The following is a 24,246-nucleotide window of genomic DNA, read 5'->3' on the forward strand; positions in this document are numbered from 1 at the left end:
TTACGTTCTAATTTTAGGATCCAACCATCCGTAGATCACATCCACAAAAATATTGATAAGAATAAAAAGGGTGGCGATCACGAGTACCGCGCCCATAATAATGGGAAGGTCCAATGTGTTAAGGGCATCTACTATCTCTTTTCCTAACCCGTTCCAACCAAATATATATTCTACAAATACCGCTCCGGCCAACATCGAGGCGAACCACCCCGAAATAGCCGTAACCACGGGATTGAGTGAATTCTTGAGTGCATGCCTCCTTATAATCGTAGTAAAAGAAAGTCCTTTTGCTTTCGCAGTGCGAATGTAATCCTGATTAAGCACTTCCAGCAAGGAGTTTCGCATTAACTGACTCACGACAGCCAACGGGCGAATCCCCAAGACGATGGCCGGTAAGATCAAATTTTTCCATTGTATGTACGAGCCTTCTCCAAAATCGTCTACAGCATACAAACTTCCGGTCATGTTAAGCTGTGTGTACTCATGAAGCACAAATCCGAAGATCCAAGCAAACAGGATCGCACTAAAAAAAGAGGGAACGCTCATCCCTAAGGTACTCACCAATTGTATGCACTTATCGATCCAGCCATCTTTAAAGAGCACCGAAATTATTCCTAACATCACCCCTAATAACATAGCAATAGTAATTGCAGAGATCGCCAAAATCACGGTGTTTGGTAAGGTTTCGGCGATTACGGCACTTACTTTTTTTCCGTTCTTTTGAAAGGATTCTCGCAAATAGGGCACCTTAAGAACCACTTCGGTTTGGGCAACACTGAACAGTGAAACGGCTTGATATTTTCCTTCCGAACGGTACGAATAATCTGAGGGTTCGAGACTGTGTAAGGAAACCGGGGAGAGATCATTGAGATACTGTAGGTATTGTACTGAGACCGGCTGATCGAAACCATACTTCTTTTTCACAACAGCAATCTGTTGAGCACTTTCATTTTGACCCAGCATCATTCGCGCAGGATCCCCGGGTAAAATTGTAAACAGCAAGAAGATCACCGTAACGACTCCAAATAGTGTAAGCAGTGCATAACCCAGTTTTTGAAGTACGTAACGCCCCACTCTACTTAAGTTTTAGATCTTCCGCATCATTGAAATGTAATTTTTGAACGATAGTGCCTTCCTGCAATTCCAAGATTCCGGGATTGCTTCGCACAATGGTTTTTAGGGTGGTTTCATCACAAAAGTAGAAATTGAAATTCAACCCGAATTCTTTCACTACCCCTCCCATGACCTCAGGAGAAGAGGCAGACATCCCTATTACTTTGTAACCCTTTGCCAAGGCGTCATCGGTTACTTTTCTTACGGCCGAAAAACCTTCTTTTTCGGCATTGGCGAGATTGTACACGACGATAACAATTAGATCTTTCTCGTTAAGGAATTGTGTGGTAAAATCTTCACCATCCCTCTCAATACTAAAATCATGTACCGGCGGTTCGTACCCCTCTTGGATCTCTTCAGTTTCCACTCCTATAAACGTCCCTTCCACTTGCGGATAATCACCGTTGGTAGTAATCACTTGCTCTTCTCCGTTCACGCTGAATTTCCAATGGTATTCGAAGATAGGTTGCGGTGCTCCTTCAGGAATGCTCATACCCTCTTGAATATTGGCTCCTATTTTGTAGGGTCTAAAATCTATAATGGGCAAATGCTGCAGTACGTAATACGTAATCCCCAAACAGCCCACAAAGGAAGCGAACACAATGATGCTTCGAGTTCCGCTGGTAAAGAACGGTTGTATGTATTTCTTTCCGAAGAAAAGGATCAAAATAAGTACCAGGAGTACCACATCTTTGGTAAATGATTCCCAAGGCGTGAGCTTTAATGCGTCTCCAAAACATCCACAATCGGTCACCTTATTGAAATACGCAGAGTAAAAGGTAAGAAATGTAAAGAAGACGATCATGAGCAAAAGGCTCCAAAGCGTGAATCGCTTAGCGTAGCCTATAATGATCATAACGCCCAGCAATACTTCGTAAATCACCACAAAAATGGCTATGATTAGAGCGTACGGAACTAGGAACTCCAAGTCAAGAACATCCGGCGCAAAGTAATCCTTCAGCTTAAAGGAAAAACCAACCGGATCGTTGAGTTTGATCAATCCACTAATGAGAAATAAAATTCCGACAAAGATGCGTGAGACGCCAACTAATATTTTCATTCGCTATCGTTTAAATGGATTAGAGCAAAGACCGCGTAATTGATCATGTCCTGATAATTCGCATCAATGCCTTCACTTACAAGTGTTTTACCTTTGTTATTCTCTATTTGCTTTACGCGCAACAATTTCTGAAGGATGAGATCTGTCAAAGAGCTTACCCTCATATCCCTCCAGGCCTCCCCGTAATCGTGATTCTTATCAAGCATAAGTTGCTTTGTGGCAGCAACTTGCTCGTCGTATAATTGTGTAGCTTCTTCCAAGGTAAGGTCCGGTTGTTCTACCACACCTCTTTTTAATTGAATGAGTGCCATCACCGAATAATTGATGATCCCAATAAACTCACTGGCAGCTCCCTCGTCCACTTTTCGTTCGGCATTTTGCTGCAATCCGCGAATACGCTGGGCTTTTATAAAGATCTGGTCGGTTAGCGAAGGCAATCTAAGAATGCGCCAAGCACTTCCGTAATCCTTCATTTTATTGATAAACAGGGCTCTGCATCGTTCAATAACATCGTTATACTGTTCTGAAGTGTTGGGCATGGGGTTTCTACTATTTTGCGTAAATTTCGGGTAAATAAATCAATTTAAAAAATTGCAAACCATCAATTGTAACGGGAAACTTTTTGACCTCTCTACTCCCAGGGTCATGGGCATCATCAACGTAACCCCTGATTCTTTTTACGATGGAGGAATGACGGTTGCTTCGGAAGCAATTTTGAAACAAGCCGGAAAAATGCTTTCTGAAGGAGCTTCCATACTCGACATAGGTGGTTACAGCTCGCGCCCCGGCGCCTCAAGCGTTTCTGAAGCGGATGAATTACACAGGGTACTTCCTGCCATTGAAACAATCCTTGCAGAATTTCCCGATGCGATCCTTTCCATCGATACCTTTCGGGCCTCCGTCGCTAAACAAGCAGTCATGAAAGGTGCAGCCATTGTCAATGATATTTCTGGGGGACGTTTGGATGATACTATGTATCATACCGTGAGCCAATTGGGCGTCCCTTACATCTTAATGCACATGCGCGGTACACCTCAAACCATGACACAGGAAACCAACTATGACGATGTCACACGAGAGGTGCTTTTCTATTTTTCTGAAAGGCTGGCTTTGGCCAGAGCAGCCGGGATCAATGACATTATTGCAGATCCGGGTTTCGGCTTCGCCAAAACCCGACAACAGAGCTTCGAGTTATTAAACCATTTGGAGCAGTTTCAAAGTCTTGAGATTCCTTATCTGGCCGGGGTCTCTCGAAAATCGATGGTTTATAAATCACTGGATTCCACACCGGAAGACGCATTAAACGGAACCACGGCACTCAATACAGTTGCATTATTAAAGGGAGCTTCCATCCTGCGAGTCCACGATGTAAAGGAAGCGGTAGAATGTATCACTTTGGTTCACAACCTAAAATCCAAACCATAATTTTCTATATATTTAACCTACATTTACAAAAAGCGAAACGCCCTTGGAACTCTTAGATTTTACCCAAATTAAGATCATCGATATCATTGACGTAGTGCTCGTAGCTTTTTTAATGTACTACATCTATCGCCTTGTAAAAGGGACAGTGGCCATCAATATCTTTGTGGGAATCGTAATTCTCTATGGCATTTGGAAACTCACCGAACTTCTTGAAATGGAATTGTTCAGCAAGATCTTGGGAGGATTCTTGGGAGTGGGAATGTTTGCCTTAATCGTGGTTTTCCAACAAGAGATCAGAAAATTTTTACTCATGTTGGGGTCAACGAACTTTGGAGCACGCCGTAAGTTTTTAAAACAATTCAAACTCTTATCAAGTGAAAGCGGAACCATCACCAATGTAAAAGAGATCATCGAGGCTTGTAAAAAAATGAGCACCACGAACACAGGTGCTATCATTGTCTTGCAGCGTAATAACAGTCTGGATTTTGTAAAGAATACCGGTGATGAGATGCGTCTCGAGGTCAATCAACCTATTATTGAAAGTATTTTTTATAAGAACAGCCCTTTACACGACGGAGCCATCATCATTGAAGAGAATGTCATTACCGCTACCCGCGTGATCCTCCCGGTTTCCAATGATCGATCCATTCCGCTTCGTTTTGGGTTGCGACACCGTGCAGGCGTTGGAATAACCGAAAAAACAGATGCTGTTTGTTTGGTGGTTTCAGAAGAGAACGGACAAATATCCTACCTAAGGGACGGGGATTTCGTGTTGTTTGAAAACGTAGACGATTTAAAAAAACAACTTGAAAAAGACCTAACCTATTAAAGGCATGAATTGTAAAAATTGCGAGCACCCACTTCATGAACAAGACAGTTTCTGCAGCAACTGTGGAGCTAAGGTCGTACACCACAGACTTACTTTGAAATATCTATGGCACGAGATCACAGAGAAGTATTTTAATGTAGAAAATACATTACTACGCACCTTCCTGAAGTTATTTTCCCACCCCGAAATTGTAATTGGCGGATATATTGAAGGCGTACGAAAAAAATATGTAAATGCAGTAAGTTATTACGCTATTGCGCTCACCATTGCAGGATTACAATTATTTATACTGCGTAAATTCTTTCCTGAAGCATTGGATCTCTCAATTATGATCCCTGAAAGTACGCCTCAGGCAGATATGGATATGGAATGGACGTACGACTACTATACTATATTGGCATTAATCAATATTCCGATTTATGCGCTTATGGCCCGACTTACTTTTATTGGATTGGATACGTTCAATTTTACCGAGCATCTAGTGATCATGGCCTACGTGTTCGCACAATTCACTTTAACTACCTTCCCCATTATTATGACCATGGTGTTACTTGGCGGTAATTTTTACATTGCCAGTTATGCGATGTTTCCCTTTCTTTTCTTGTATACGGCCTTTGCCTATAAGCGCTTATATATGTTATCCATCTGGAACATCCTTTGGCGCTCTTTATTCTTTATAGTGGTTGCCGGGATCCTCATGCTTATATTAGGACTAATACAGGTTGTTGTATTGATTTTTACTGGAGATTTTCAGGAAATGATAGAGCTGGAAAAAGCCAAAAGAGGTGTTTCCTACAGCATTTCTTCAGCCATGAACTGGACCTCATACAGGTTCCGGTAGTAGCCGTCTTGTTTTTTGAGTAATTCTTTGTGGGTTCCCGTTTCAACAATCTTACCGGCATCCATAACCAATATGGTATCAGCTTTCTTAATCGTTGCTAAACGGTGGGCTATGACTATAGAAGTACGCCCCTGAGTAATCTTCTCGGTAGCAGTTTGGATCATCTCTTCAGAATAGGTGTCAACTGACGATGTTGCTTCATCTAGAATAAGGATGCTTGGCTTACTCACATAGGCTCTTAAGAATGCGATGAGTTGCCGCTGTCCGGAGGATAACATGCTCCCGCGTTCTTTCACATTGTAATGATACCCTCCGGGCAGCGTCTTAATGAATTTGTGAACTCCTATTTCCTTGGCAGCTGCAATCACTTCTTCTTCGGTTATTGCGGGATCATGGAGGGTGATGTTATTGAGTATGGTATCTGCAAAAAGAAATACATCTTGTAGAACGATAGCAATATTGCTGCGCAGCGAGGCCAAGGTGTACTCTTTGATATTGACCGTGTCAATATGGATCGAGCCGCTGTTTATTTCATAAAACCGATTAAGAAGATTGATAATGGTAGATTTTCCTGCTCCTGTAGCACCAACTATGGCAACGGTTTGCCCCGGCTGCACCGTAAAGGAAATATCTTTTATCACCGCTTCATTCTCATTATACCCAAAACGCACATTCTTGAATTCTATCAGCCCTTTGGTATGCTCCAGTGTTATGGTCCCTTCATCTGATATGTGAGATTTTGTGTCTAAAATACCAAAAACCCGATTGGCTGCAACCATCCCCATTTGCAGGGAATTGAACTTATCTGCGATCTGTCGTAAGGGGCGAAAAAGCATTTGTGCCAATTCAATGAACATGGTGATGATCCCTAGTGTGATGATGCCACCGCCTACAGCATTCAATCCGCCGTACCAAACTACTAAACCGATCGCTACCGATGAGGCCATCTCTGCAATCGGGAAGAAGATCGAGTTATACCACACTGTTTTTACCCAGGCTTTTTTATGTTTTTCATTTATTTCCTTAAAATGCCGGTATTCTGTCTCCTCACGTGTAAAGATCTGCACGATCTTCATCCCTGTGATGCGCTCTTGAACAAATCCGTTTAAATTGGCCACCTGATTTCGCACTTCTTCAAACGCCACTTTCATTGCCTTTTGAAACACCCGTGTGGCATAAATAATTAAAGGCAGTATGGTAAAGACAATTAATGAAAGGCGCCAGCTTTGATATAGCATAAAGCCGGCGATCACGAACATCTTCAACAAATCACTAATGATCATGAAAAGACCTTCGCTAAAAATGCTCGAAATGGTCTCAATATCATTAACCGCCCTTGTGGTCAAACGACCCACGGCACTTTTGTCGAAGTATTTCATTCGGAAGCTCATCATCAATTTAAAGAGCTTGACACGAATATCTTTGATTACACTTTGTCCCAACCAAGTGGCATAAAAAATAAAGGCGAATTGAAAGAGTACCTCAAGCAAAAGCACTCCAAGCATCAACGTAACAAAATACACCAATTGATCACCGTCTTGAGGGACGATGGACTTATCGATGGTTTGCTGTAATAAATAAGGTCTCAAAATAGCGAGACCGGACATAACAATCGCAGCAAAGGCCACAAAATAGAAGATCAAACGGTAGGGTCTCGTAAAGGCCAATAACCGTTTGAAGAGTTTAAAATCGAATGCTTTTCCGGATTCTTCCATAGTACTACTGCCCCAGCGCCTCGTTTACATGATTGTTTACAAAGATACGCTTTGGATATTGAACACGCGTTAAAAATAAACCATGCGCAGGTGCCGAAGCTCCCGCCTTAGTTCTGTCCTTGCTTTTTAGAATGGTATGAAAATCATCTAAAGTAATTTTTTCAAAACCTACTTCCAATAACGTTCCCACGATGGCTCTCACCATGTTGCGTAAAAACCGATCTGCCACTATTGTAAAAACCAACTGCCGGTTCTCTTCTTTCCAAAAGGCCTTACTAACTTTGCAATGATACGTCTTTACATCTGTTCTAGATCTGGAAAAACATTGAAAATTGGTATAGTCCAATAATATCTTTGCGGCTTGGTTCATCAATACTACGGAAGGCTTTTGATGGATTAAATAAGCAAGATCGGTAGAAAAAGGATCTTTCTCCAAATTGATCACATATATGTACTCGCGTTCTATTGCGTCAAATCTGGCATGCGCTTCTTCTTTGACTTCCAATATGTGTTTTACAGAAATATCCTTCGGAAGGAGTGAATTAAGCCTAAATTGTAAGACCGAAGCATCCTCTAATGCTTCAGTATCGAAATGCGCAAACATCTGTTTGGCGTGAACTCCCGTATCTGTGCGTCCTGCGCCGGTTACCTTGATCTCTTTCCGAAGCAAGGTAGAAAGACTTTTTTCAAGAACCTCTTGTACACTTATGGCGTCGGGTTGTACTTGCCAACCGTGATAGTTTTTTCCGTTGTAGCTTATTTCAATAAAATAGCGCAAGAATCTGTACTTTTGAACTACCGTCAAAGATACGCAAACCTAACACTTCATAAGACAGAAGCCTTTCAGAAATACATGAAAAAAATCTTATTGCTTAGCGATACCCATGGTTATATGGACGACAAGATATTGAAATACGCGCAACAGGCCGATGAGGTATGGCATGCCGGTGATATTGGAGATCTTTCGGTGACCGATGCCATACAAAAATACAAACCCTTGCGGGCCGTATACGGAAATATCGATAGTACCGTAGTGCGCACATCGTTTCCGGAGCATCAGCGTTTTCGGTGTGAAGATGTTTCGGTGTGGATTACCCATATTGGAGGCTATCCGGGTCGTTATGCTTCAGGAATAAGCGCAGAGATACAGGTCAATACGCCTCGCCTATTTATCTGCGGACATTCTCACATTCTAAAAGTAATGCCAGATAAAAAGTACGGATTGCTACATATGAACCCCGGTGCTGTGGGAAAACATGGTTTCCATAAAGCGCGCACGATGCTTCGGTTTGAGATCGACGGCGACCGAATCCAAAATCTGGAAGTGATTGAATTTCCAAGATAGGCACCTTTTACAGTAAACACAAAAAACCCCCGAAGATGGCATTCTTCGAGGGTCTTGCACTAATAGATACTAAGACGTAGTTTAACGCAATCGGTCTACAGATTTTACGAGATCCTCGTCCCTTTTGATGGCCTTATTGGCCAGCACTAAAAAAACGATAGAAATGATGGGAAAAAGCACCCCAATACCCTTCTCTGAGACCCATGTCTCTCCGGATAAGGTTAGCGACCTGTATACGAAAACTCCCAGTAATACAAAGTTTAATATGATCGTTAAACGGTTTAGCACAAATTGCATCTGCCGTTTTTTAAAACTTAAAATTGAAATAATGGTTAAAGCAATACTAACAAAAATAAGACCAAAAACAAGAGGCTCACTTCGTTCTATCACGGTTACGCCGGCTGCATCCCGCACCACGGGAAACCATACATACAATGCACCCATCACCAATATGGAGATGATTAAATAGATGGTTTGAATGCGTTGCAACATAAATAAGCTTCTTTGGCTGCAAAAATAGAACTTATTTATAAAAAATTTAAATGTAAAATTTAATTTATTGTCGTATACTTGCAGTATCAATTCGTAACCACTTCAATAACGGTTACTTAGTCTTCGATAATTTTTCAGCTAACTACACACGTATCTAAGAAATTAGTATCAATTTAAAATCATAGTATTTTTACATGTTTGAAATTTCAGAATTAAAAGCAAAATTGTTACCTGAGCTTCAGGAACTTGCTAATGCTTTGGGTGTTCCAAAATACCGAAGCTTAAAAAAACTAGACCTAGTCTATCAGATCCTTGATTACCAAGCAGCGAATCCTAAAGCTGTAAAGTCTGTTACCCAAGAAGAGAACACTTCAAAAGACACTTCAGAAAAAAAGGAAAGCAATGAGAAAAAGGACACACGATCTTCTTCTCATAAAGACAATCGCGATCGCAAATCGCGAAATGATAACCGTAATCAAAAAAATCGTTCCAAAGATCAAGATCCAAGATCGCAAAAGGAGGACTCGAAGAAGTCCGATTCCGGTTCCGATCAAAAAGATACTAACAGATCCAAGGACGGGAATCAACAAAAGAATACCAAAGACAATCGCAACCAGAAGGACGGGAACCAGCAGAGCGCTTCAAAGGATAACCGAAATCAAAAGGACGGGAATCAGCAAAACACTTCAAAGGACAACCGCAACCAGAAAGACGGCAATAAACAAAACAATTCGAAAGATAGTAGATCCAACGGGAACAAAGACAATCGTAACCGATACAAAGAACCCGATTTTGAGTTTGACAGTATCATTGAAAGCGAAGGTGTATTGGACATCATGCAGGATGGCTATGGTTTCTTAAGATCCAGTGATTATAACTACTTGTCTTCTCCGGATGATATTTATGTATCTCAATCGCAAATTAGATTGTTTGGCCTTAAAACAGGTGACACGGTTCTTGGCGAGGTACGTCCTCCAAAAGAAGGTGAAAAGTATTTTCCTTTGATAAAGGTGAATAAGATCAACGGACTAAACCCTAATGTGGTTCGTGACCGTGTTTCATTTGAGCATTTAACACCTTTATTCCCGCAAGAGAAATTTAACATAGCCGATAAGCAGAGTACGATTTCTACGCGAATCATCGATCTATTCGCCCCTATTGGAAAAGGACAACGGGGTATGATTGTTTCGCAACCTAAAACAGGTAAAACCATGTTGCTTAAGGATATTGCAAATGCAATAGCCGCGAATCACCCGGAGGTTTATCAAATCATCTTATTGATCGATGAACGCCCTGAAGAGGTGACCGACATGCAACGAAATGTGAGTGGCGAAGTTGTTGCATCTACATTCGATAAGGAAGCAAGCGAACACGTACGTGTCGCCAATCTTGTGATCGACAAAGCTAAACGTTTGGTAGAATGTGGTCACGATGTAGTGATCCTGTTAGATTCCATTACGCGTTTGGCAAGAGCTTATAACACCGTACAACCTGCCAGTGGTAAGATATTAAGTGGTGGTGTGGATGCCAATGCATTACACAAACCGAAACGATTCTTTGGTGCTGCCAGAAATATAGAGAACGGTGGTTCTTTGAGTATCATTGCAACTGCTCTTACCGAAACAGGCTCTAAGATGGACGAGGTGATCTTTGAAGAATTTAAAGGAACCGGCAACATGGAACTTCAATTGGACAGAAAGATCTCCAACCGAAGAATTTTCCCGGCTATCGACCTTACGTCTTCAAGCACACGTAGAGACGACCTATTATTAGACGAGAATGTTATCCAACGCATGTGGGTATTGCGTAAATACCTTGCAGATATGAACCCGGTGGAAGCTATGGAATTTATTAATGAGCGTGTAAAGCAGACTCGTAATAACGAAGAGTTCTTGATCTCAATGAATGCTTAATACATTCAACTGAATTAATACGTATAAAATCCAAGGCCGGAATTAAATTCCGGCCTTGGATTTTTTTATAAGTTTGAACAGCATTCGAATCTAAATAAATAACTGGACATCTTGAACATAAAAAAAGCCTCGCTATATGCGAGGCTTTTCAATTTATAAGATATTTCTTACTTCTTAACGATCTTGTCAACAAGCGTACCAGCAGAAGTCTTTACATTTAACATGTAAATTCCTTTCGCTAGCGAGGAAGTATCGAACGTACCGTTCACCAAACGAAGACCGGTATCTTTTCCTAAGATGTCGTAAAGCTTTGCTTCATTTACGGTGATGTTTGATGGAATCTTAACATTCAATATGTCACCAGCTGGGTTAGGGTACACAGAAGCGATGTTGTTGATGTTGTCTTCAACTCCCAATACTTCTTCCCCTACTAAGTTCATAATCAAAACTTGCGTCAATCCTAAAGTAGAAAAGTTTGTTGGAGTTGCAGCACCACAATCTGCCGCCTGAATAAAGTTAATCCCGGAAGGTCCTTGCTGGTTAGCAGCAAAACGTGTAAAGTTAGTATCTGTACCATCATCTACCAATACTGCCTCGTAAACAATATTGTCACCGGCTGGAATAGTAGCCGAAAGCGGCACTGAAATAATAGTTTCTGCATCAGCAGTTGTGATAGTTACAGTTGCTGTTCCTTGAAGTGTTTGAGTCCCTCCTGGAAATGCACCGCCATTACTGGAATACACATTTAAAGTAAGAGGAAAACCTGCTGGAGAGATAACGGGTCCAATACCGATCTCAGCGTCACTCACTTCAAAAGCATCAGTAATACCGAAATCACCTGCAAGATCAAACTCAATAAAAAGATTGTTGTTTCTGAAACTGGTTGGGCTTGCACACGCAATTTCTTCTCCGGTTTCAATAGCTTGACTGTTATTGTAGGTAATGGTGACCGAACCACCCTTATTGGTTGCAGTACCGGCTGGTCCGTTGTTTATCACAGTTCCATCACCTCCAGGACCAACCATTGAGGTTTGAGCCTGTAATGCAAATGAAGCTGCGACAGCTGTCAGAAATAAAGTAATTTTTTTCATAATTCTTTGGATTTAAAGTTTAACATTGAGTAACAAATATAGAAAAGCAATTCATAAAAACATATTTTTTCTGTTAAAAGTTTAAGTATATATTGACTTAAGCTATTAATGCTAGTAGAGTTACTTGGAATTTTGTTATTTAGCTAAATGAAAAAATCGATCCTTTTTCTTGTCGTCCTTTTAAGTATTTCCTGCGGAAAATCTAGTGACACAAATGATTTTGATTTCACTATTCCTTTTGAAAAAACAGAGGGTACCGAAACAAGTACCTATCAAGAAGTCGTGGAATTCTATACGCAACTTTCAGAAAAATATACTGAAATTGCCATGTATACCATGGATAAGACCGATAGCGGTGAACCACTCCACCTTATCACGTTTAATCCGAATCGCTCTTTTGAATCTGAATTCTCTTCAGAAAAAGATAAAAATATCCTGCTTATAAATAATGGTATTCACCCGGGAGAGAGTGACGGCATTGATGCCTCTATGATGCTACTTCGGGATCTTGCAGCAGGAAAGATTCCTGCACCTCAAAATACGATCATAGCAGTCATTCCTGTATACAATATTGGAGGCGCTTTAAACCGCAACAGCACCAGTCGCACCAATCAAAACGGCCCGAAATCATACGGTTTCAGAGGGAACGCCCGCAATTACGATCTCAATCGGGATTTTATAAAAGCAGATACTCGCAATGCCTTGGCATTTATCGATATTTTTAAAACGGTCAAGCCCGATCTTTTTATCGATACGCATGTGAGTAATGGTGCCGATTATCAATATGTGCTTACGCATCTGTTCACGCAGCACAACAAGCTTGGCGGCGAATTGGGAAACTACCTTCATGAGGCCTTTATGCCAAAACTGGAGGATTCACTTCGCAAAAAACAATGGGACATCACACCCTATGTGAATGTGTTCAATCAAACACCCGAGAGTGGATTCACTCAGTTCATGGATGGTCCCAGATACTCCACAGGGTATACAACACTCTTTAATACTTTGGGCATGATGATAGAAACTCATATGCTAAAACCGTATAAAGATCGTGTTGAGGGAACTTACGAGCTTTTAAAAAGCTTTATAGCAATTGCAGATGCTGAACATGAAACCATCAAACACTTACGTGAAAAGGCCAACAAGCAATGGCAGGTTGGTGATCATTATCCTATACAATGGCAAGTGGATAGTTCAAAGACCTCTATTTTGTCCTTTAAAGGATATGAAGGTGAAATGATTCCTAGCGAGATCACGGGAGCACCACGACTTAAATATAACCGAGAGAAACCATTTGAAAAGGATGTGATCTATTACGATTACTTTAAACCGGCCGATTCCGTTACTATCCCGGAGTATTACATTATTTCCAAAGGCTATCACAATGTGGTGAACCTTCTAAGGGCGAACGGCATTAAATGCGATTTGATTCAAAAAGATACTACCGTAACTGCGCAAGTCTATTATGTAGACACCTATGAAACGGTTCGAAACCCTTACGAAGGACATTACCTCCACTATAACACCAATGTAAAGACCAAGACCCAATTAGTAAAGGTTTCAGAAGGAGACTATAAGGTGGCTACACAACAGGAAGGCATTCGCTATATCTTGGAAACATTAGAACCGCAAGCAACCGATTCCTTTTTCAATTGGAACTTCTTCGATACCATCTTACAACAAAAAGAAGGATTTTCACCCTATGTTTGGGAGGATAAGGCCCAACATTTTTTGGAGGAGAATCCAATTATTAAGAAACAATTTGAAGCAAAAAAAGAGACCGATCCTGCGTTTGCAGCAAATTGGTTTGCGCAATTGGATTGGATCCACAAACAATCCCCCAATTACGAAACATCACACCTGCGTTATCCTATCGTTCGGGTGGGTGGTTAAGTATTCCTTCGGAAAAAGCAACTTGATATTCTCATAAGAATCCTGAAGGGCTTTCTGTGTTTTCTCAAAGTTCTTCCAACGTACTTTTTTAATACCTTCTGAAGGTTCCGGGATCAATGGACCATCGTAGGTTGAATACATTTCGTACCAGTAGGTAACCTTCAATTTAAACTTTTCATTGCGCCTAAACACATGATAGGTTTTTGTAAGAAAGCGTTTTACCACCAGATCCTTTACTCCGGTTTCCTCAATGGTTTCCCGAACGGCCGCTTCTTCGTAGGTTTCACCTTTTTCTACTTTTCCCTTCGGAAGGTCCCATTTCTTGTTGCGTCTAATGAACAGAATCTCCTTCTTATCATTAAACACCATACCCCCGCCGGCCTCAACAACGGGTAATTTTTTCCGAAGAAATTGTTCCAGCTTTTCAGGATTCTTATGGTAGAGGTTTACATAGGTAAGTTCACCATTATTGATCGCATTGATCAATTTCTTGAACTTCGCTAATTTAAGGGGGATGGCCGTATACTGTTTCCCTATTTTTTTTTCCGTAGAAAGGATTATAGGAATATCATTGACAAAAACTTTATACATTTGCACTATGATTTTAAATAAAGAAACAGCACAAAAAACGGCTGAATTATTATTGCAAATTAATGCAATTAAATTGCAACCACAAAAACCTTTTACGTGGGCTTCGGGATGGAAATCGCCTATCTATTGCGACAACCGGATCACCTTATCCTACCCACCTATTCGAAATTTCATTCGTGAACACATGGCGGCACAAATTGAGCAAGTGTATGGGCGCCCCGATATGATTGCCGGCGTGGCAACCGGTGCTATAGGAATGGGTGCACTGGTGGCAGATTATATGAACTTGCCGTTTTGTTACGTTCGCCCCGAGGCCAAGCAGCACGGTCGACAGAACAAGATTGAAGGTATGGTTGTCGAAAATCAGAGCGTGGTAGTTATAGAGGATCTTATTAGCACCGGCAAAAGCAGTTTGTTGGCTGTTGAAGCATTGCGCGAAGCGAATATGAACGTAAAAGGCATGATGGCCATTTTTACATACGGTTTTGCCGTAGCCGAAGAAAATTTTACAAAAGCAGCGGTTTCTTTACATACGTTGAGTAATTACGACAATCTATTGAAGCAGGCGGAGAAATCGCGTTATATTTCTGCCAAAGAATCGAAGCTACTGTCGCTTTGGCGTAAGGACCCCTCCAACTGGGACCCTACCGCAACCCCCGTTTCCAAAAAGGCATAGTTATTGTCTGTTACCATCACCTCTAAAAAATCTGCTATGGAATTGAAAAGTAAAAAAGTAATCGTTCAAAAGTCGGCATCGCAATTATGCGACTTTCTTAGTGAAGTGAAGAATTTTGAGCAACTCATGCCCGAAAGCATCAGTAAATTTGAAGTGATCAAAGAAGATGCTTTCGTTTTTGCCCTTAAAGGAATGCCGGAGATCGCCTTGGAAGTAAAAGAGGTTGACGCGCCAAACAAAGTGGTCCTAGGCGCTATAAGCGACAAGATCCCTTTCACTCTTATAGGGCATATCAATGCGGTTACCGAAACCTCCTCGGAAGCCGAGCTTCATTTTGAAGGTGATTTCAATCCAATGATGGCCATGATGATCAAAGGGCCAATATCCAAGTTCTTAGAGACCCTATCCGATAATTTGGAAACGATCTAGAACAATAATTTAATTTCTTTTAGCCCGAATTCCTTCACCGAATCATCCTCTAGGGAAATCTTTAACTTTCCTTGGGAGCTAACACCTAGTATAATACCGTTAAAACGATTTCTGAAGGCATCTTCAAACACCGAAACCTTTCCTCTTCGGAACATGCTGTCTTCATATTTTTTCTGAAATGTTTCTAAAGGGGTTGTGGCGATTAGTTGCAATTGTAGCTGCATCTCCTTTGCAAGATCACGAAGTATCGTGTCGAGGTCGTATGTTTTTCCGGTTGAAAGATACAAGGAAGACGCTTGCGGAAGCTCCGAAAGATCCTCGTTGTTCACATTGAGGCCCAACCCTATAATCGATCCAACAATGTTTGATCCCTGCAACTGATTTTCAATGAGAATGCCACCAATTTTTTTATTGTATGACAATATGTCGTTTGGCCACTTAATAGAAAGTCCGGGAATGTTGAGACGCTCTAACGTTTCTTTTGTCGCTAATGAAACTGCAAAAAGCACCTTTTCCGCATCCCTTGCAGGCAGATCTTCAAATCGCTTGAACATACTAAATGTAAGGCTTTTGGACGCTTGGGATAACCACTGAGATCCCATTTGCCCTCGTCCATGTGTTTGTCTGGCGGCAACTACTACCAACCCATCCTCAACAGCGTAGCCCTTACTTAATTCTTTCAGGTAGCTATTAGTGGAATCAATGGCACTAAGTTTGATTATTTTCAAATCACAAAAGATTGTGTTAATGTTACGCTCACAAAGCGTTTCAAGAAACAAAAAAGTAATAACTTTGTGCAAATAAATAGTATTAATGTCGAAAAAAGAAGTAGGAACAGATCAACTTGTAACACAAATTATTTCAGGAATTGAAGAAGTAAAAGGTCAGAATATTGAAATTCTGGACCTCCGCGAGATAGAGAACACCGTATGCGACTATTTTATCATCTGTGATGGTACCTCCAATACGCAGGTCAATGCGATTGTAAATTCCGTTCAAAAATTAACCAGCAAAGCCTTAAAGGAGAAACCCTGGCACGTTGAAGGAAGCGACAATGCCGAGTGGGTATTAATGGATTATGTTCATGTCGTTGTGCATGTGTTCCAAAAACACATTCGCGAATTCTACGATATAGAAGGACTTTGGGGAGATGCGAAGTCGGTTAAGATTGAAACAACTTATTAAAAAGAAAATAGCCTCATGGCAGAAGAAAATAAAAAACCCGAAAATAAAAAACCAAGGTTCAATGCCTATTGGATCTACGCTGCGATCATTTTAGTTTTCCTCGGAATTCAGTTCTTTGGCGGCAATAGCTGGTCGCAACCGGCCAAAACCACACAAGCGCAATTCCAAACCTATTTAAAGCAGGGGGATGTTGAAAAGATAGAGATCATCAATAAGAAGATCGCTAAGGTCTATTTAACGCCCGATGCCAAAACTAAAGAGGTTCACTCTAAAAAGGACGGAAATTCTATTTTCCCTCCGGGCGCCAACGATCCCACATATCAATTTGAATTTGGAGATCTTCAAAATTTTGAGAACAGCATTAAACAAATTAAGGAAGAGAACAATCTGGATACTCAGATCGTTTGGAACACCGATAGCAATATGTGGGGTGAGTTGTTTCTTACCTTGTTACCCTTTATTGTGATCATTGGTATTTGGATTTTTATCATGCGCCGTATGTCATCGGGTGCCGGAGGAGGTGCCGGGGGACAAATTTTCAATATTGGAAAATCGAAAGCGAAGTTATTCGATGAAAAAACCGATGTAAAAACCTCGTTCAAAGATGTGGCAGGATTAGAAGGCGCCAAAGAAGAGGTTCAAGAAATAGTTGATTTCCTGAAAACACCGGCCAAATATACAGCTCTTGGAGGCAAGATCCCTAAAGGAGCCTTGTTGGTAGGACCTCCGGGAACCGGTAAGACCTTATTAGCAAAAGCCGTTGCAGGAGAAGCAAAAGTGCCATTCTTTTCCTTATCGGGATCAGACTTTGTGGAGATGTTCGTGGGTGTGGGAGCCTCTAGGGTTCGCGATCTTTTTAAGCAAGCAAAAGAAAAATCCCCTGCCATTATCTTTATCGATGAGATCGATGCGATTGGTAGAGCCAGAGGTAAGAATAATTTCTCGGGGTCCAATGACGAGCGTGAAAACACACTCAACCAGCTACTTACCGAAATGGACGGGTTTGGCACCAATACCAATGTGATCGTATTGGCAGCTACCAACCGTGCCGATGTTTTGGACAAAGCATTAATGCGTGCCGGGCGGTTCGATCGCCAGATCTATGTAGATCTGCCGGACGTACGAGAGCGTAAAGAGATCTTCGAGGTGCACCTGCGTCCTATCAAGATCGATGATTCACTGGATCTCGATTTCTTGGCAAAGCAGACTCCCGGGTTTTCCGGAGCCGATATTGCGAATGTTTGTAATGAAGCGGCACTTATCGCTGCCCGACAGGAAAAGACGTATGTGGGCAAACAAGACTTCCTAGATGCCGTAGATCGAATTGTTGGGGGGCTTGAAAAGAAAAACAAGATCATTACTCCTGAAGAGAAAAAAGCGATCGCTTTCCACGAAGCCGGTCATGCCACAGTAAGCTGGATGTTGGAGCATGCCGCTCCTTTGGTTAAAGTTACTATTGTCCCCAGAGGGCAATCCTTAGGTGCTGCCTGGTACTTGCCTGAAGAACGATTGATCGTGCGTCCCGAGCAAATGTTAGATGAAATGTGTGCAACCATGGGAGGTCGCGCTGCCGAGAAAGTAATCTTCGGAAAAATTTCTACAGGAGCATTAAGTGATCTTGAAAAAGTAACTAAACAGGCACGTGCCATGGTAACCATCTATGGTCTTAATGATGCTGTTGGCAACCTAACGTATTATGATTCTTCGGGTCAAAATGAATACGGGTTTACCAAGCCATATAGTGAAAAAACCGCAGAGTTGATCGATAAAGAGATCTCAAGGATCATTGAAGAACAATACCAACGTGCGGTTGATTTGCTTGAGAAGAACAAAGACAAACTTACGCTTCTTGCGAATGAACTTTTGGAAAAAGAAGTGATCTTTAAGGACAACCTTCAAAGAATTTTTGGAGACAGACCTTTTGAAAAGACAGAAGAAGAAAAAGTGGCAACAACATAAGTTGCCACTTTTTCGTTTCTATAGGTAAACTTTGGATTTAGGCATACTAACTTCTGTTTAGATTTTATATATTTGAAGAATAACCTAATAAAACTCCTCAATACCCCTAGTACATGAGTCTATTTAAAAGACTTTTAAACCCAAACTACAAGTCAGAAGAAAAAGCAAAGAAATCTGACCAGAGTAAATATTATCCCGAGGAGAAACTACCGACCGACGAAAAATTTACCTACAACTTCAATAAAAATGGCGGAAAGTTCTTGTATTGTGAAAATCAAGAAGAGGTATCTGAAGCATTCGACAACATATTATTAGAAAACGATTGGTACGAGCGGGATGTGTTTTGTATCAACGACCAATTGACATCGCGATTTGACGGTTACAACCTCAACTTTAGTAAAAAAACAAACGCTACCTTTTTCTTATCTACCTGTGAATCATTGGTCGCTAATAATGGCTCCATTCTTTTAAGTTCTAATCAGATAAAGGAAAAGAAGCTAAAAGAACTTCCATCAAACTTTATTATTTTCGCTACTACCAGTCAATTGGTGGAAAACATTAGCGAAGGGCTGCGCAAAATAAAAAATCAAAGTCAAAGCCATATTCCCAGTAATATTACCACCATTCAAGACTTCGAGACCGAAAAAGAAAAGGACTTCATGAGTTATGGAAGTAGCACAAAAAACCTATATTTGCTGCTACTGGAAGACCTATAATCTATGAAGGAACTTATCGTGCGATCCATATCGGGTGTCTTGTACATTTCGATCATTATCTTTTCTATGTTTGCGTCGCGCGAATGGTTCATGGGACTCTTTTTTATCCTTGCATTAATCACTCTAAACGAATTTTTGCGATTGGTTCATCTCACCAGCTATTTAGCTTATGTGCTACTGGCTGTAGCACTCTATTTCTTGAGTTATTCGGTTTTTGATATAAATGCTGTTTATCTATTCTTGATCCTTTCGTGTTTTGTGAACTTATTCCTTTTAAAAGATGTTTTATGGGTCAATAAGATTCCCATGTTTGAGAAAAAGAAATACATAACCATAATTTTTTATATCATTAGTGGCTTTGTATTCTTGACCTTAATTCCTTTTCGTGACCAAGAATTTACACCAAAAGTGGTGATAGGGGTTTTTGTATTGGTTTGGGCCAATGACAGCTTTGCCTATCTTATAGGAAAGAATTTTGGACGCATCAAGTTGTTGGAGCGTATCTCACCAAAAAAAACCGTGGAGGGATTTTTGGGCGGTCTGGTAGGGTCCATTTGTGCTGCTTTTATTATCTTTAAATACACAGACTTATTTGATCTTGCTACGTGGTTCACATTGGCAGCAATCGTAACTGTTTTTGGTACCATAGGAGATCTTATACAATCAAAGTTCAAACGGCAGGCCGGTGTAAAGGACAGCGGTATTTTAATGCCGGGGCACGGTGGGCTTTACGACCGACTGGACAGTATTATTTTTGCAAGCCCGTTTGTATATGCTTTTTTAGAAATTGTAACCTATGTTTCATAAGGAAGGACATAAAATTATTTTAGTCGCATTTTTTCTATGTGTGGTACTTAGCCTCACGACACATTTTATTACTGAAAACACCACCATAAAAGCGGTGATCATCATTTCGCTGTTGGTATTACTTGGATTGGTTTTGCAGTTTTTCAGAAACCCGAAACGGAATTTTAATCCCGATAATGCACAGGTCCTCTCCCCGGTCGATGGAAAGGTTGTGGTGATTGAAGAAGTGTTTGAAAAAGAGTATTTCAACGATAAACGCCTTCAGATATCGGTCTTTATGTCCCCTATCAATGTGCATGTCACTCGTTATCCGGTGGGTGGCAAGGTGATTTACAGTAAATACCATCCCGGAAAATATTTGGTGGCCTGGCATCCAAAATCTTCCGAAGAGAACGAAAGGACCACCGTAGTCGTAGATAATGAAGAATTTGGTCCGGTACTGCACCGGCAGATCGCCGGAGCCATGGCAAAACGTATCGTGAACTATGCCCAAGAAGGACAAGAAATACACCAAACAGATGATAGTGGCTTTATTAAATTTGGATCGAGAGTAGACGTGTTCTTACCATTAGACGCAAAAATAGATATAAAGCTTCACGCCAAAGTGAAAGGCGGATTGACTGTATTGGCTTCAAAATGACACCCGAAGAATTAAATACTGCTTTTGAAAGTGCGGTGGAAAGTATCAACAACCACACCGAACCCTTCCCTGCCGATGTTTTATTGAAACTCTATGCCTATTATAAACGTGCAACCAACTCCCAAGACCAACCCAGTAGTGATAATCCGCTTATTGGCGCCTTTAAGACCAATGCACTGTTCCAAACACGCGAACTGTCCAGTGAAGAAGCCAAACTTCTATATATCGAAGCTGTAAAGCAGTATTTTTTATACAGAAAGTAGCTGTAAAAAGACTTCATTCGCACGTATACTGCTCAAAAATACTTCAACTCCAAACATCCCACTTCAAACTTCGATTATTTTAAGTTAGCCAACGAAGCTTTTAACGTTTCGATCTTTGCGATCGCATCGGCTTCTTTTTGCTTTTCCATGGCAACTACCTGCGCGGGTGCCCCACTAACAAATCGTTCGTTTTTCAACTTTCCTTGAACACTTTTTAAAAAACCTTCAGTATATTTCAGTTCTTCCTGTAATTTTTCAATTTCTTCGGCTACGTCAATGGCACCGGCCATAGGAATAAAATACTCATTGGATTTTACACGAAACGTAAGTGCTCCGTCTATCGCTTCGGAAGTATATTTCAATTCTGAGATATTTCCTAGCTTCTGAATAACGGGATCAAAATCCTTAGACTGCCCTTCATTATTAATCACCCACAAAGAAATAGAGTCCCTAAATGAAATATTCTTCTCTTTCCGAATCGTACGTACACCCGAAATCACTTCCGAAGCAACCCCAAAATCGGCGATCAATTTATCATTAGTTTGAACCTCATTAGGCCATGAAGCAATGATGAGGGCATCTTCGGGACTACGCTTTGTAATATGTTGCCATATCTCTTCAGAAATAAATGGAACGAAGGGATGTAAAATCTTTAAATTATCTTCCAGGATCGTGATTACCTCATTGTATGTTGAAGTTGCAATGGGATCCCCATACCCGGGTTTTACCATTTCCAAGAACCACGAACAGAAATCATCCCATATAAGTTTATAGGTAGCCATGAGCGCATCGCTTATACGATACTTACTGAAATGGTCCTCGATCTCGGCCAATGTCTTCTGAAATTTTGCCCGATACCAGTTGATAGCGATCGTAGCTGTTTCGGTTGGTGCTTGCGTTTCTGAAACATCCCAACCGTCGATCAACCTATATGCATTCCATATCTTAGTCACAAATCCGCTTCCCTGTTTACACAGATCTTCGTCGAACATGAGGTCGTTTCCGGCCGGAGAACTCAACAGCATTCCTACGCGAACTCCATCGGCACCGTATTTATCCATGAGCTCAATGGGATCTGGAGAGTTCCCCAAGGATTTACTCATCTTTCTGCGTTGTTTATCGCGTACAATACCTGTAAGGTAGACGTTGGTAAACGGTTTCTCATTTCTATATTCGTAGCCAGCAATGATCATACGGGCAACCCAGAAAAAAAGGATCTCGGGAGCCGTGACCAGATCATTGGTTGGATAATAGTAATTGATCTCCTTATTATCCGGTTCTAAAATACCTCCAAAGACACTAATGGGCCATAACCATGATGAAAACCAAGTATCAAGTGCATCGGGATCCTGCGTAAGATCTGCCCGCGTAAGCTTCTCGTTACCCGATTTCTTTCGCGCTTCTACAAGAGCATCTTCCAAGGTCTCTGCAACAACAAAATCGTTCTTCCCTACACCATAATAATAGGCAGGGATTTGTTGACCCCACCATAACTGACGCGAAATATTCCAATCTCGCACATTTTCCATCCAATGACGGTAGGTATTGACAAACTTTTCCGGAACGAGATGAACCTCTTTTTCAAGAACAGCATCCAAGGCGGGCTGTGCCAATTCTTTCATTTTCAAAAACCATTGGTCGCTCAATTTCGGTTCAATGATAGCTCCCGTACGTTCACTTGTTCCCACCTTGTGCGTATGCTGTGCGGTTTTGAGAAGCACTCCCATAGCATCCAATTCTGTCACAATCTCTTTTCTAGCTACAAAACGGTCTTTGCCCTCGTACTGCATTCCGTACTGATTTAAACTACCGTCCTCATTTAAAATATCAATCACTTCCAAATGGTGCTTATCCCCTAGCGCCTTATCGTTCTCATCGTGTGCCGGCGTTACCTTTAAACAGCCTGTCCCAAACTCCATATCGACATAGTCGTCTTCAATAATAGGAATAATACGGTTGCAGATAGGGACTACCGCTTTTTTTCCTTTTAAATGAGAAAACCGTTCGTCATTAGGGTTGATACAAATGGCAGTGTCACCCAATATGGTTTCCGGTCTGGTCGTAGCGATGGTTAAAAATTCTTCACTGCCTTCGATCTTATAATTGAGATAATATAGATTTCCTTGTTTCTCTTCATAATTTACCTCTTCATCAGACAGGGTAGTTTTGGCTTGCGGATCCCAGTTCACCATGCGATATCCCCGGTAAATATGACCTTTTTTATAAAGGTCAACAAAGACTTTAATAACAGAGGCTGACATATCGTCATCCATGGTGAATTTGGTGCGTTCCCAATCGCAGGAGGCTCCTAGTTTCTTTAGTTGCTCAAGTATAATACCCCCATGTGTATGTGTCCAATCCCAAGCATGTTTCAAAAATTCATCACGGGTAAGATCTGCTTTACGGATTCCTTCCTGTTGGAGTTTGGCTACTACCTTCGCTTCTGTAGCAATGGAGGCGTGATCTGTTCCGGGCACCCAACAGGCATTGAAACCTTTTAAACGGGCTCTTCGAATCAATACATCCTGTAGTGTATTGTTCAACATATGCCCCATGTGCAGTACCCCGGTTACGTTTGGAGGTGGGATGACGATGGTGTATGGCTCCCTATCATCTACTTCACTATGAAAATAGTTATGCTCCATCCAGTAGTTATACCACTGCTCTTCCACCTTTTGAGCATTATATTTTGCCTCTAATCCCATGTTTGGTCTGATTTTTGAAATGTAGTATGCAAAAGTAGTTATATCTGCAAGATTACAAAAGTGAATAACTTATTTTGCAGTTTGTAAGAAAGATACTTACTTTAGCTATTCAAAATTATAGAAAATATGAAGAAATTGGTACTTATAGCCTTAATTGCTTTGGTGAGTTTTAGCGCACAAGCACAAGCAAAGATCAGCTTTAAAACTGACACCATAGACTATGGTGAAATTGCAAAAGGAAGTGATGGAGTACGTGTGTTTGAATTTACAAATACCGGCAATGCCCCGCTTATCATTTCAGATGTGAAATCCAGTTGTGGATGTACTGTTCCTAAAAAACCGGATGGTCCGATAGCTCCCGGTGAAAGCAGCACGATTCAGGTAAAATACGATACAAATCGAGTGGGTCCCATACGAAAGACCGTTACCGTTTATTCGAACGCCGATGAACCCATCAAAGCCCTTAAAATTAAAGGTGAGGTTTTGGATGAAGGAAAAAGCGTTCTCGAGAAGACAGAATAATTACGTTAATTATTTTTACTTGACCGTCCGCCACAG

General features: G+C 41.1%; 25 protein-coding genes. 15 read left to right on the forward strand and 10 right to left on the reverse strand.

Annotated features, from left to right (window positions below):
• Genes AACZ11_RS00295 through AACZ11_RS00305 form a run of 3 tightly spaced genes read right to left on the reverse strand, consistent with a single transcriptional unit; the run spans position 1 to position 2,712 of the window.
• Entirely contained in the window at positions 1-1,074 is a 1,074-nt protein-coding gene (locus tag AACZ11_RS00295; RefSeq protein WP_290628350.1) for an ABC transporter permease, read from the reverse strand.
• A gap of 1 nt (position 1,075) precedes the next feature.
• Entirely contained in the window at positions 1,076-2,173 is a 1,098-nt protein-coding gene (locus tag AACZ11_RS00300) for a BT_3928 family protein (protein WP_290628352.1), read from the reverse strand.
• Positions 2,170-2,712 (reverse strand): DUF1599 domain-containing protein, encoded by a 543-nt coding sequence (locus tag AACZ11_RS00305; protein ID WP_290628354.1) that lies wholly within the window; start codon positions 2,710-2,712, stop codon positions 2,170-2,172. The genes AACZ11_RS00300 and AACZ11_RS00305 overlap by 4 nt, the downstream gene beginning before the upstream one ends.
• Positions 2,713-2,818: 106 nt before the next feature.
• Between AACZ11_RS00305 and folP the strand changes: the two genes are divergently transcribed.
• Genes folP through AACZ11_RS00320 form a run of 3 tightly spaced genes read left to right on the forward strand, consistent with a single transcriptional unit; the run spans position 2,819 to position 5,268 of the window.
• A complete protein-coding gene (folP, locus tag AACZ11_RS00310) occupies positions 2,819-3,598 on the forward strand; it encodes a dihydropteroate synthase (protein ID WP_290628399.1) in 780 nt (259 codons plus the stop codon).
• 43 nt (positions 3,599-3,641) lie between these two features.
• On the forward strand, positions 3,642-4,427 hold the full coding sequence (locus AACZ11_RS00315) for a diadenylate cyclase (RefSeq protein WP_339831144.1): 786 nt from the start codon (positions 3,642-3,644) through the stop codon (positions 4,425-4,427).
• 4 nt (positions 4,428-4,431) lie between these two features.
• On the forward strand, positions 4,432-5,268 hold the full coding sequence (locus AACZ11_RS00320; RefSeq protein ID WP_290628358.1) for a DUF3667 domain-containing protein: 837 nt from the start codon (positions 4,432-4,434) through the stop codon (positions 5,266-5,268).
• On the opposite strand, the gene AACZ11_RS00325 is transcribed toward AACZ11_RS00320, so the two are convergent.
• Positions 5,220-6,983, reverse strand: coding sequence for an ABC transporter ATP-binding protein (locus tag AACZ11_RS00325; protein ID WP_290628360.1), 1,764 nt, complete (start codon positions 6,981-6,983; stop codon positions 5,220-5,222). The genes AACZ11_RS00320 and AACZ11_RS00325 overlap by 49 nt on opposite strands.
• Positions 6,984-6,987: 4 nt before the next feature.
• Entirely contained in the window at positions 6,988-7,761 is a 774-nt protein-coding gene (truA, locus tag AACZ11_RS00330; protein ID WP_290628361.1) for a tRNA pseudouridine(38-40) synthase TruA, read from the reverse strand.
• A gap of 75 nt (positions 7,762-7,836) precedes the next feature.
• Here truA and AACZ11_RS00335 point away from each other — a divergent pair, with 75 nt between their 5' ends.
• Positions 7,837-8,328, forward strand: a complete 492-nt coding sequence (locus AACZ11_RS00335) for a metallophosphoesterase family protein (protein WP_290628363.1) — start codon at positions 7,837-7,839, stop codon at positions 8,326-8,328.
• An 81-nt stretch (positions 8,329-8,409) separates the two neighbouring features.
• Here AACZ11_RS00335 and AACZ11_RS00340 read toward each other — a convergent pair whose 3' ends face one another.
• Positions 8,410-8,820 carry a DUF4293 domain-containing protein gene (locus AACZ11_RS00340; protein ID WP_290628365.1) on the reverse strand — a complete coding sequence of 137 codons (411 nt, stop codon included), beginning with the start codon at positions 8,818-8,820 and terminating at the stop codon, positions 8,410-8,412.
• 194 nt (positions 8,821-9,014) lie between these two features.
• Here AACZ11_RS00340 and rho point away from each other — a divergent pair, with 194 nt between their 5' ends.
• Positions 9,015-10,733 (forward strand): transcription termination factor Rho, encoded by a 1,719-nt coding sequence (rho, locus tag AACZ11_RS00345; protein WP_290628367.1) that lies wholly within the window; start codon positions 9,015-9,017, stop codon positions 10,731-10,733.
• 167 nt (positions 10,734-10,900) lie between these two features.
• Here the strand turns inward: rho and AACZ11_RS00350 are convergent, their stop codons facing one another.
• Positions 10,901-11,824 carry a T9SS type A sorting domain-containing protein gene (locus AACZ11_RS00350; RefSeq protein ID WP_339831149.1) on the reverse strand — a complete coding sequence of 308 codons (924 nt, stop codon included), beginning with the start codon at positions 11,822-11,824 and terminating at the stop codon, positions 10,901-10,903.
• Between the two features lie 147 nt (positions 11,825-11,971).
• Here AACZ11_RS00350 and AACZ11_RS00355 point away from each other — a divergent pair, with 147 nt between their 5' ends.
• The gene (locus AACZ11_RS00355) at positions 11,972-13,717 is read left to right on the forward strand and encodes a M14 family metallopeptidase (RefSeq protein WP_290628371.1); all 1,746 of its coding nucleotides are present in this window, start codon (positions 11,972-11,974) and stop codon (positions 13,715-13,717) included.
• On the opposite strand, the gene AACZ11_RS00360 is transcribed toward AACZ11_RS00355, so the two are convergent.
• Positions 13,679-14,308, reverse strand: a complete 630-nt coding sequence (locus AACZ11_RS00360; RefSeq protein WP_290628373.1) for an NUDIX hydrolase — start codon at positions 14,306-14,308, stop codon at positions 13,679-13,681. The two genes, AACZ11_RS00355 and AACZ11_RS00360, sit on opposite strands and share 39 nt — an antisense overlap.
• Before the next feature lie 7 nt (positions 14,309-14,315).
• On the opposite strand from AACZ11_RS00360, the gene pyrE reads away from it, so the two are divergent.
• The gene (gene pyrE, locus AACZ11_RS00365; RefSeq protein WP_290628375.1) at positions 14,316-14,984 is read left to right on the forward strand and encodes an orotate phosphoribosyltransferase; all 669 of its coding nucleotides are present in this window, start codon (positions 14,316-14,318) and stop codon (positions 14,982-14,984) included.
• A 36-nt stretch (positions 14,985-15,020) separates the two neighbouring features.
• Positions 15,021-15,413 carry an SRPBCC family protein gene (locus AACZ11_RS00370; protein WP_290628377.1) on the forward strand — a complete coding sequence of 131 codons (393 nt, stop codon included), beginning with the start codon at positions 15,021-15,023 and terminating at the stop codon, positions 15,411-15,413.
• On the opposite strand, the gene AACZ11_RS00375 is transcribed toward AACZ11_RS00370, so the two are convergent.
• Positions 15,410-16,141 (reverse strand): biotin--[acetyl-CoA-carboxylase] ligase, encoded by a 732-nt coding sequence (locus AACZ11_RS00375; protein ID WP_290628379.1) that lies wholly within the window; start codon positions 16,139-16,141, stop codon positions 15,410-15,412. The two genes, AACZ11_RS00370 and AACZ11_RS00375, sit on opposite strands and share 4 nt — an antisense overlap.
• Before the next feature lie 85 nt (positions 16,142-16,226).
• On the opposite strand from AACZ11_RS00375, the gene rsfS reads away from it, so the two are divergent.
• The 6 genes from rsfS to AACZ11_RS00405 all read left to right on the forward strand — a co-directional run bounded on the left by rsfS (position 16,227) and on the right by AACZ11_RS00405 (position 20,983).
• Positions 16,227-16,598, forward strand: coding sequence for a ribosome silencing factor (gene rsfS / locus AACZ11_RS00380; protein ID WP_290628381.1), 372 nt, complete (start codon positions 16,227-16,229; stop codon positions 16,596-16,598).
• A gap of 15 nt (positions 16,599-16,613) precedes the next feature.
• Positions 16,614-18,557, forward strand: coding sequence for an ATP-dependent zinc metalloprotease FtsH (gene ftsH, locus AACZ11_RS00385; protein WP_290628384.1), 1,944 nt, complete (start codon positions 16,614-16,616; stop codon positions 18,555-18,557).
• 113 nt (positions 18,558-18,670) lie between these two features.
• A complete protein-coding gene (locus AACZ11_RS00390) occupies positions 18,671-19,273 on the forward strand; it encodes an LUD domain-containing protein (protein WP_290628386.1) in 603 nt (200 codons plus the stop codon).
• Between the two features lie 3 nt (positions 19,274-19,276).
• Positions 19,277-20,080, forward strand: coding sequence for a phosphatidate cytidylyltransferase (locus tag AACZ11_RS00395; RefSeq protein ID WP_290628389.1), 804 nt, complete (start codon positions 19,277-19,279; stop codon positions 20,078-20,080).
• Positions 20,070-20,720, forward strand: a complete 651-nt coding sequence (locus AACZ11_RS00400) for a phosphatidylserine decarboxylase family protein (RefSeq protein WP_290628391.1) — start codon at positions 20,070-20,072, stop codon at positions 20,718-20,720. The genes AACZ11_RS00395 and AACZ11_RS00400 overlap by 11 nt, the downstream gene beginning before the upstream one ends.
• The gene (locus tag AACZ11_RS00405) at positions 20,717-20,983 is read left to right on the forward strand and encodes an acyl-CoA-binding protein (RefSeq protein WP_290628393.1); all 267 of its coding nucleotides are present in this window, start codon (positions 20,717-20,719) and stop codon (positions 20,981-20,983) included. The genes AACZ11_RS00400 and AACZ11_RS00405 overlap by 4 nt, the downstream gene beginning before the upstream one ends.
• 74 nt (positions 20,984-21,057) lie before the next feature.
• Here AACZ11_RS00405 and AACZ11_RS00410 read toward each other — a convergent pair whose 3' ends face one another.
• Entirely contained in the window at positions 21,058-23,688 is a 2,631-nt protein-coding gene (locus AACZ11_RS00410; RefSeq protein WP_339831155.1) for a valine--tRNA ligase, read from the reverse strand.
• 126 nt (positions 23,689-23,814) lie between these two features.
• Between AACZ11_RS00410 and AACZ11_RS00415 the strand changes: the two genes are divergently transcribed.
• Positions 23,815-24,210, forward strand: coding sequence for a DUF1573 domain-containing protein (locus AACZ11_RS00415; protein WP_290629021.1), 396 nt, complete (start codon positions 23,815-23,817; stop codon positions 24,208-24,210).
• Positions 24,211-24,246 lie beyond the last annotated feature (36 nt).

Source organism: uncultured Altibacter sp., assembly GCF_963972995.1.
Classification (GTDB): Bacteria; Bacteroidota; Bacteroidia; order Flavobacteriales; family Flavobacteriaceae; genus Altibacter.

What these genes read in the sequence shown, in the direction of transcription:
- AACZ11_RS00300 (WP_290628352.1), bottom strand. Translation starts at nt 2,173, where the DNA reads ATGAAAATATTAGTTGGCGTCTCACGCATCTTTGTCGGAATTTTATTT.
- AACZ11_RS00305 (WP_290628354.1), bottom strand. Translation starts at nt 2,712, where the DNA reads ATGCCCAACACTTCAGAACAGTATAACGATGTTATTGAACGATGCAGA.
- folP (WP_290628399.1), top strand. Translation starts at nt 2,819, where the DNA reads ATGGGCATCATCAACGTAACCCCTGATTCTTTTTACGATGGAGGAATG.
- AACZ11_RS00320 (WP_290628358.1), top strand. Translation starts at nt 4,432, where the DNA reads ATGAATTGTAAAAATTGCGAGCACCCACTTCATGAACAAGACAGTTTC.
- AACZ11_RS00325 (WP_290628360.1), bottom strand. Translation starts at nt 6,983, where the DNA reads ATGGAAGAATCCGGAAAAGCATTCGATTTTAAACTCTTCAAACGGTTA.
- AACZ11_RS00335 (WP_290628363.1), top strand. Translation starts at nt 7,837, where the DNA reads ATGAAAAAAATCTTATTGCTTAGCGATACCCATGGTTATATGGACGAC.
- AACZ11_RS00340 (WP_290628365.1), bottom strand. Translation starts at nt 8,820, where the DNA reads ATGTTGCAACGCATTCAAACCATCTATTTAATCATCTCCATATTGGTG.
- rho (WP_290628367.1), top strand. Translation starts at nt 9,015, where the DNA reads ATGTTTGAAATTTCAGAATTAAAAGCAAAATTGTTACCTGAGCTTCAG.
- AACZ11_RS00350 (WP_339831149.1), bottom strand. Translation starts at nt 11,824, where the DNA reads ATGAAAAAAATTACTTTATTTCTGACAGCTGTCGCAGCTTCATTTGCA.
- AACZ11_RS00355 (WP_290628371.1), top strand. Translation starts at nt 11,972, where the DNA reads ATGAAAAAATCGATCCTTTTTCTTGTCGTCCTTTTAAGTATTTCCTGC.
- AACZ11_RS00360 (WP_290628373.1), bottom strand. Translation starts at nt 14,308, where the DNA reads ATGTATAAAGTTTTTGTCAATGATATTCCTATAATCCTTTCTACGGAA.
- pyrE (WP_290628375.1), top strand. Translation starts at nt 14,316, where the DNA reads ATGATTTTAAATAAAGAAACAGCACAAAAAACGGCTGAATTATTATTG.
- AACZ11_RS00370 (WP_290628377.1), top strand. Translation starts at nt 15,021, where the DNA reads ATGGAATTGAAAAGTAAAAAAGTAATCGTTCAAAAGTCGGCATCGCAA.
- rsfS (WP_290628381.1), top strand. Translation starts at nt 16,227, where the DNA reads ATGTCGAAAAAAGAAGTAGGAACAGATCAACTTGTAACACAAATTATT.
- ftsH (WP_290628384.1), top strand. Translation starts at nt 16,614, where the DNA reads ATGGCAGAAGAAAATAAAAAACCCGAAAATAAAAAACCAAGGTTCAAT.
- AACZ11_RS00390 (WP_290628386.1), top strand. Translation starts at nt 18,671, where the DNA reads ATGAGTCTATTTAAAAGACTTTTAAACCCAAACTACAAGTCAGAAGAA.
- AACZ11_RS00395 (WP_290628389.1), top strand. Translation starts at nt 19,277, where the DNA reads ATGAAGGAACTTATCGTGCGATCCATATCGGGTGTCTTGTACATTTCG.
- AACZ11_RS00400 (WP_290628391.1), top strand. Translation starts at nt 20,070, where the DNA reads ATGTTTCATAAGGAAGGACATAAAATTATTTTAGTCGCATTTTTTCTA.
- AACZ11_RS00405 (WP_290628393.1), top strand. Translation starts at nt 20,717, where the DNA reads ATGACACCCGAAGAATTAAATACTGCTTTTGAAAGTGCGGTGGAAAGT.
- AACZ11_RS00410 (WP_339831155.1), bottom strand. Translation starts at nt 23,688, where the DNA reads ATGGGATTAGAGGCAAAATATAATGCTCAAAAGGTGGAAGAGCAGTGG.
- AACZ11_RS00415 (WP_290629021.1), top strand. Translation starts at nt 23,815, where the DNA reads ATGAAGAAATTGGTACTTATAGCCTTAATTGCTTTGGTGAGTTTTAGC.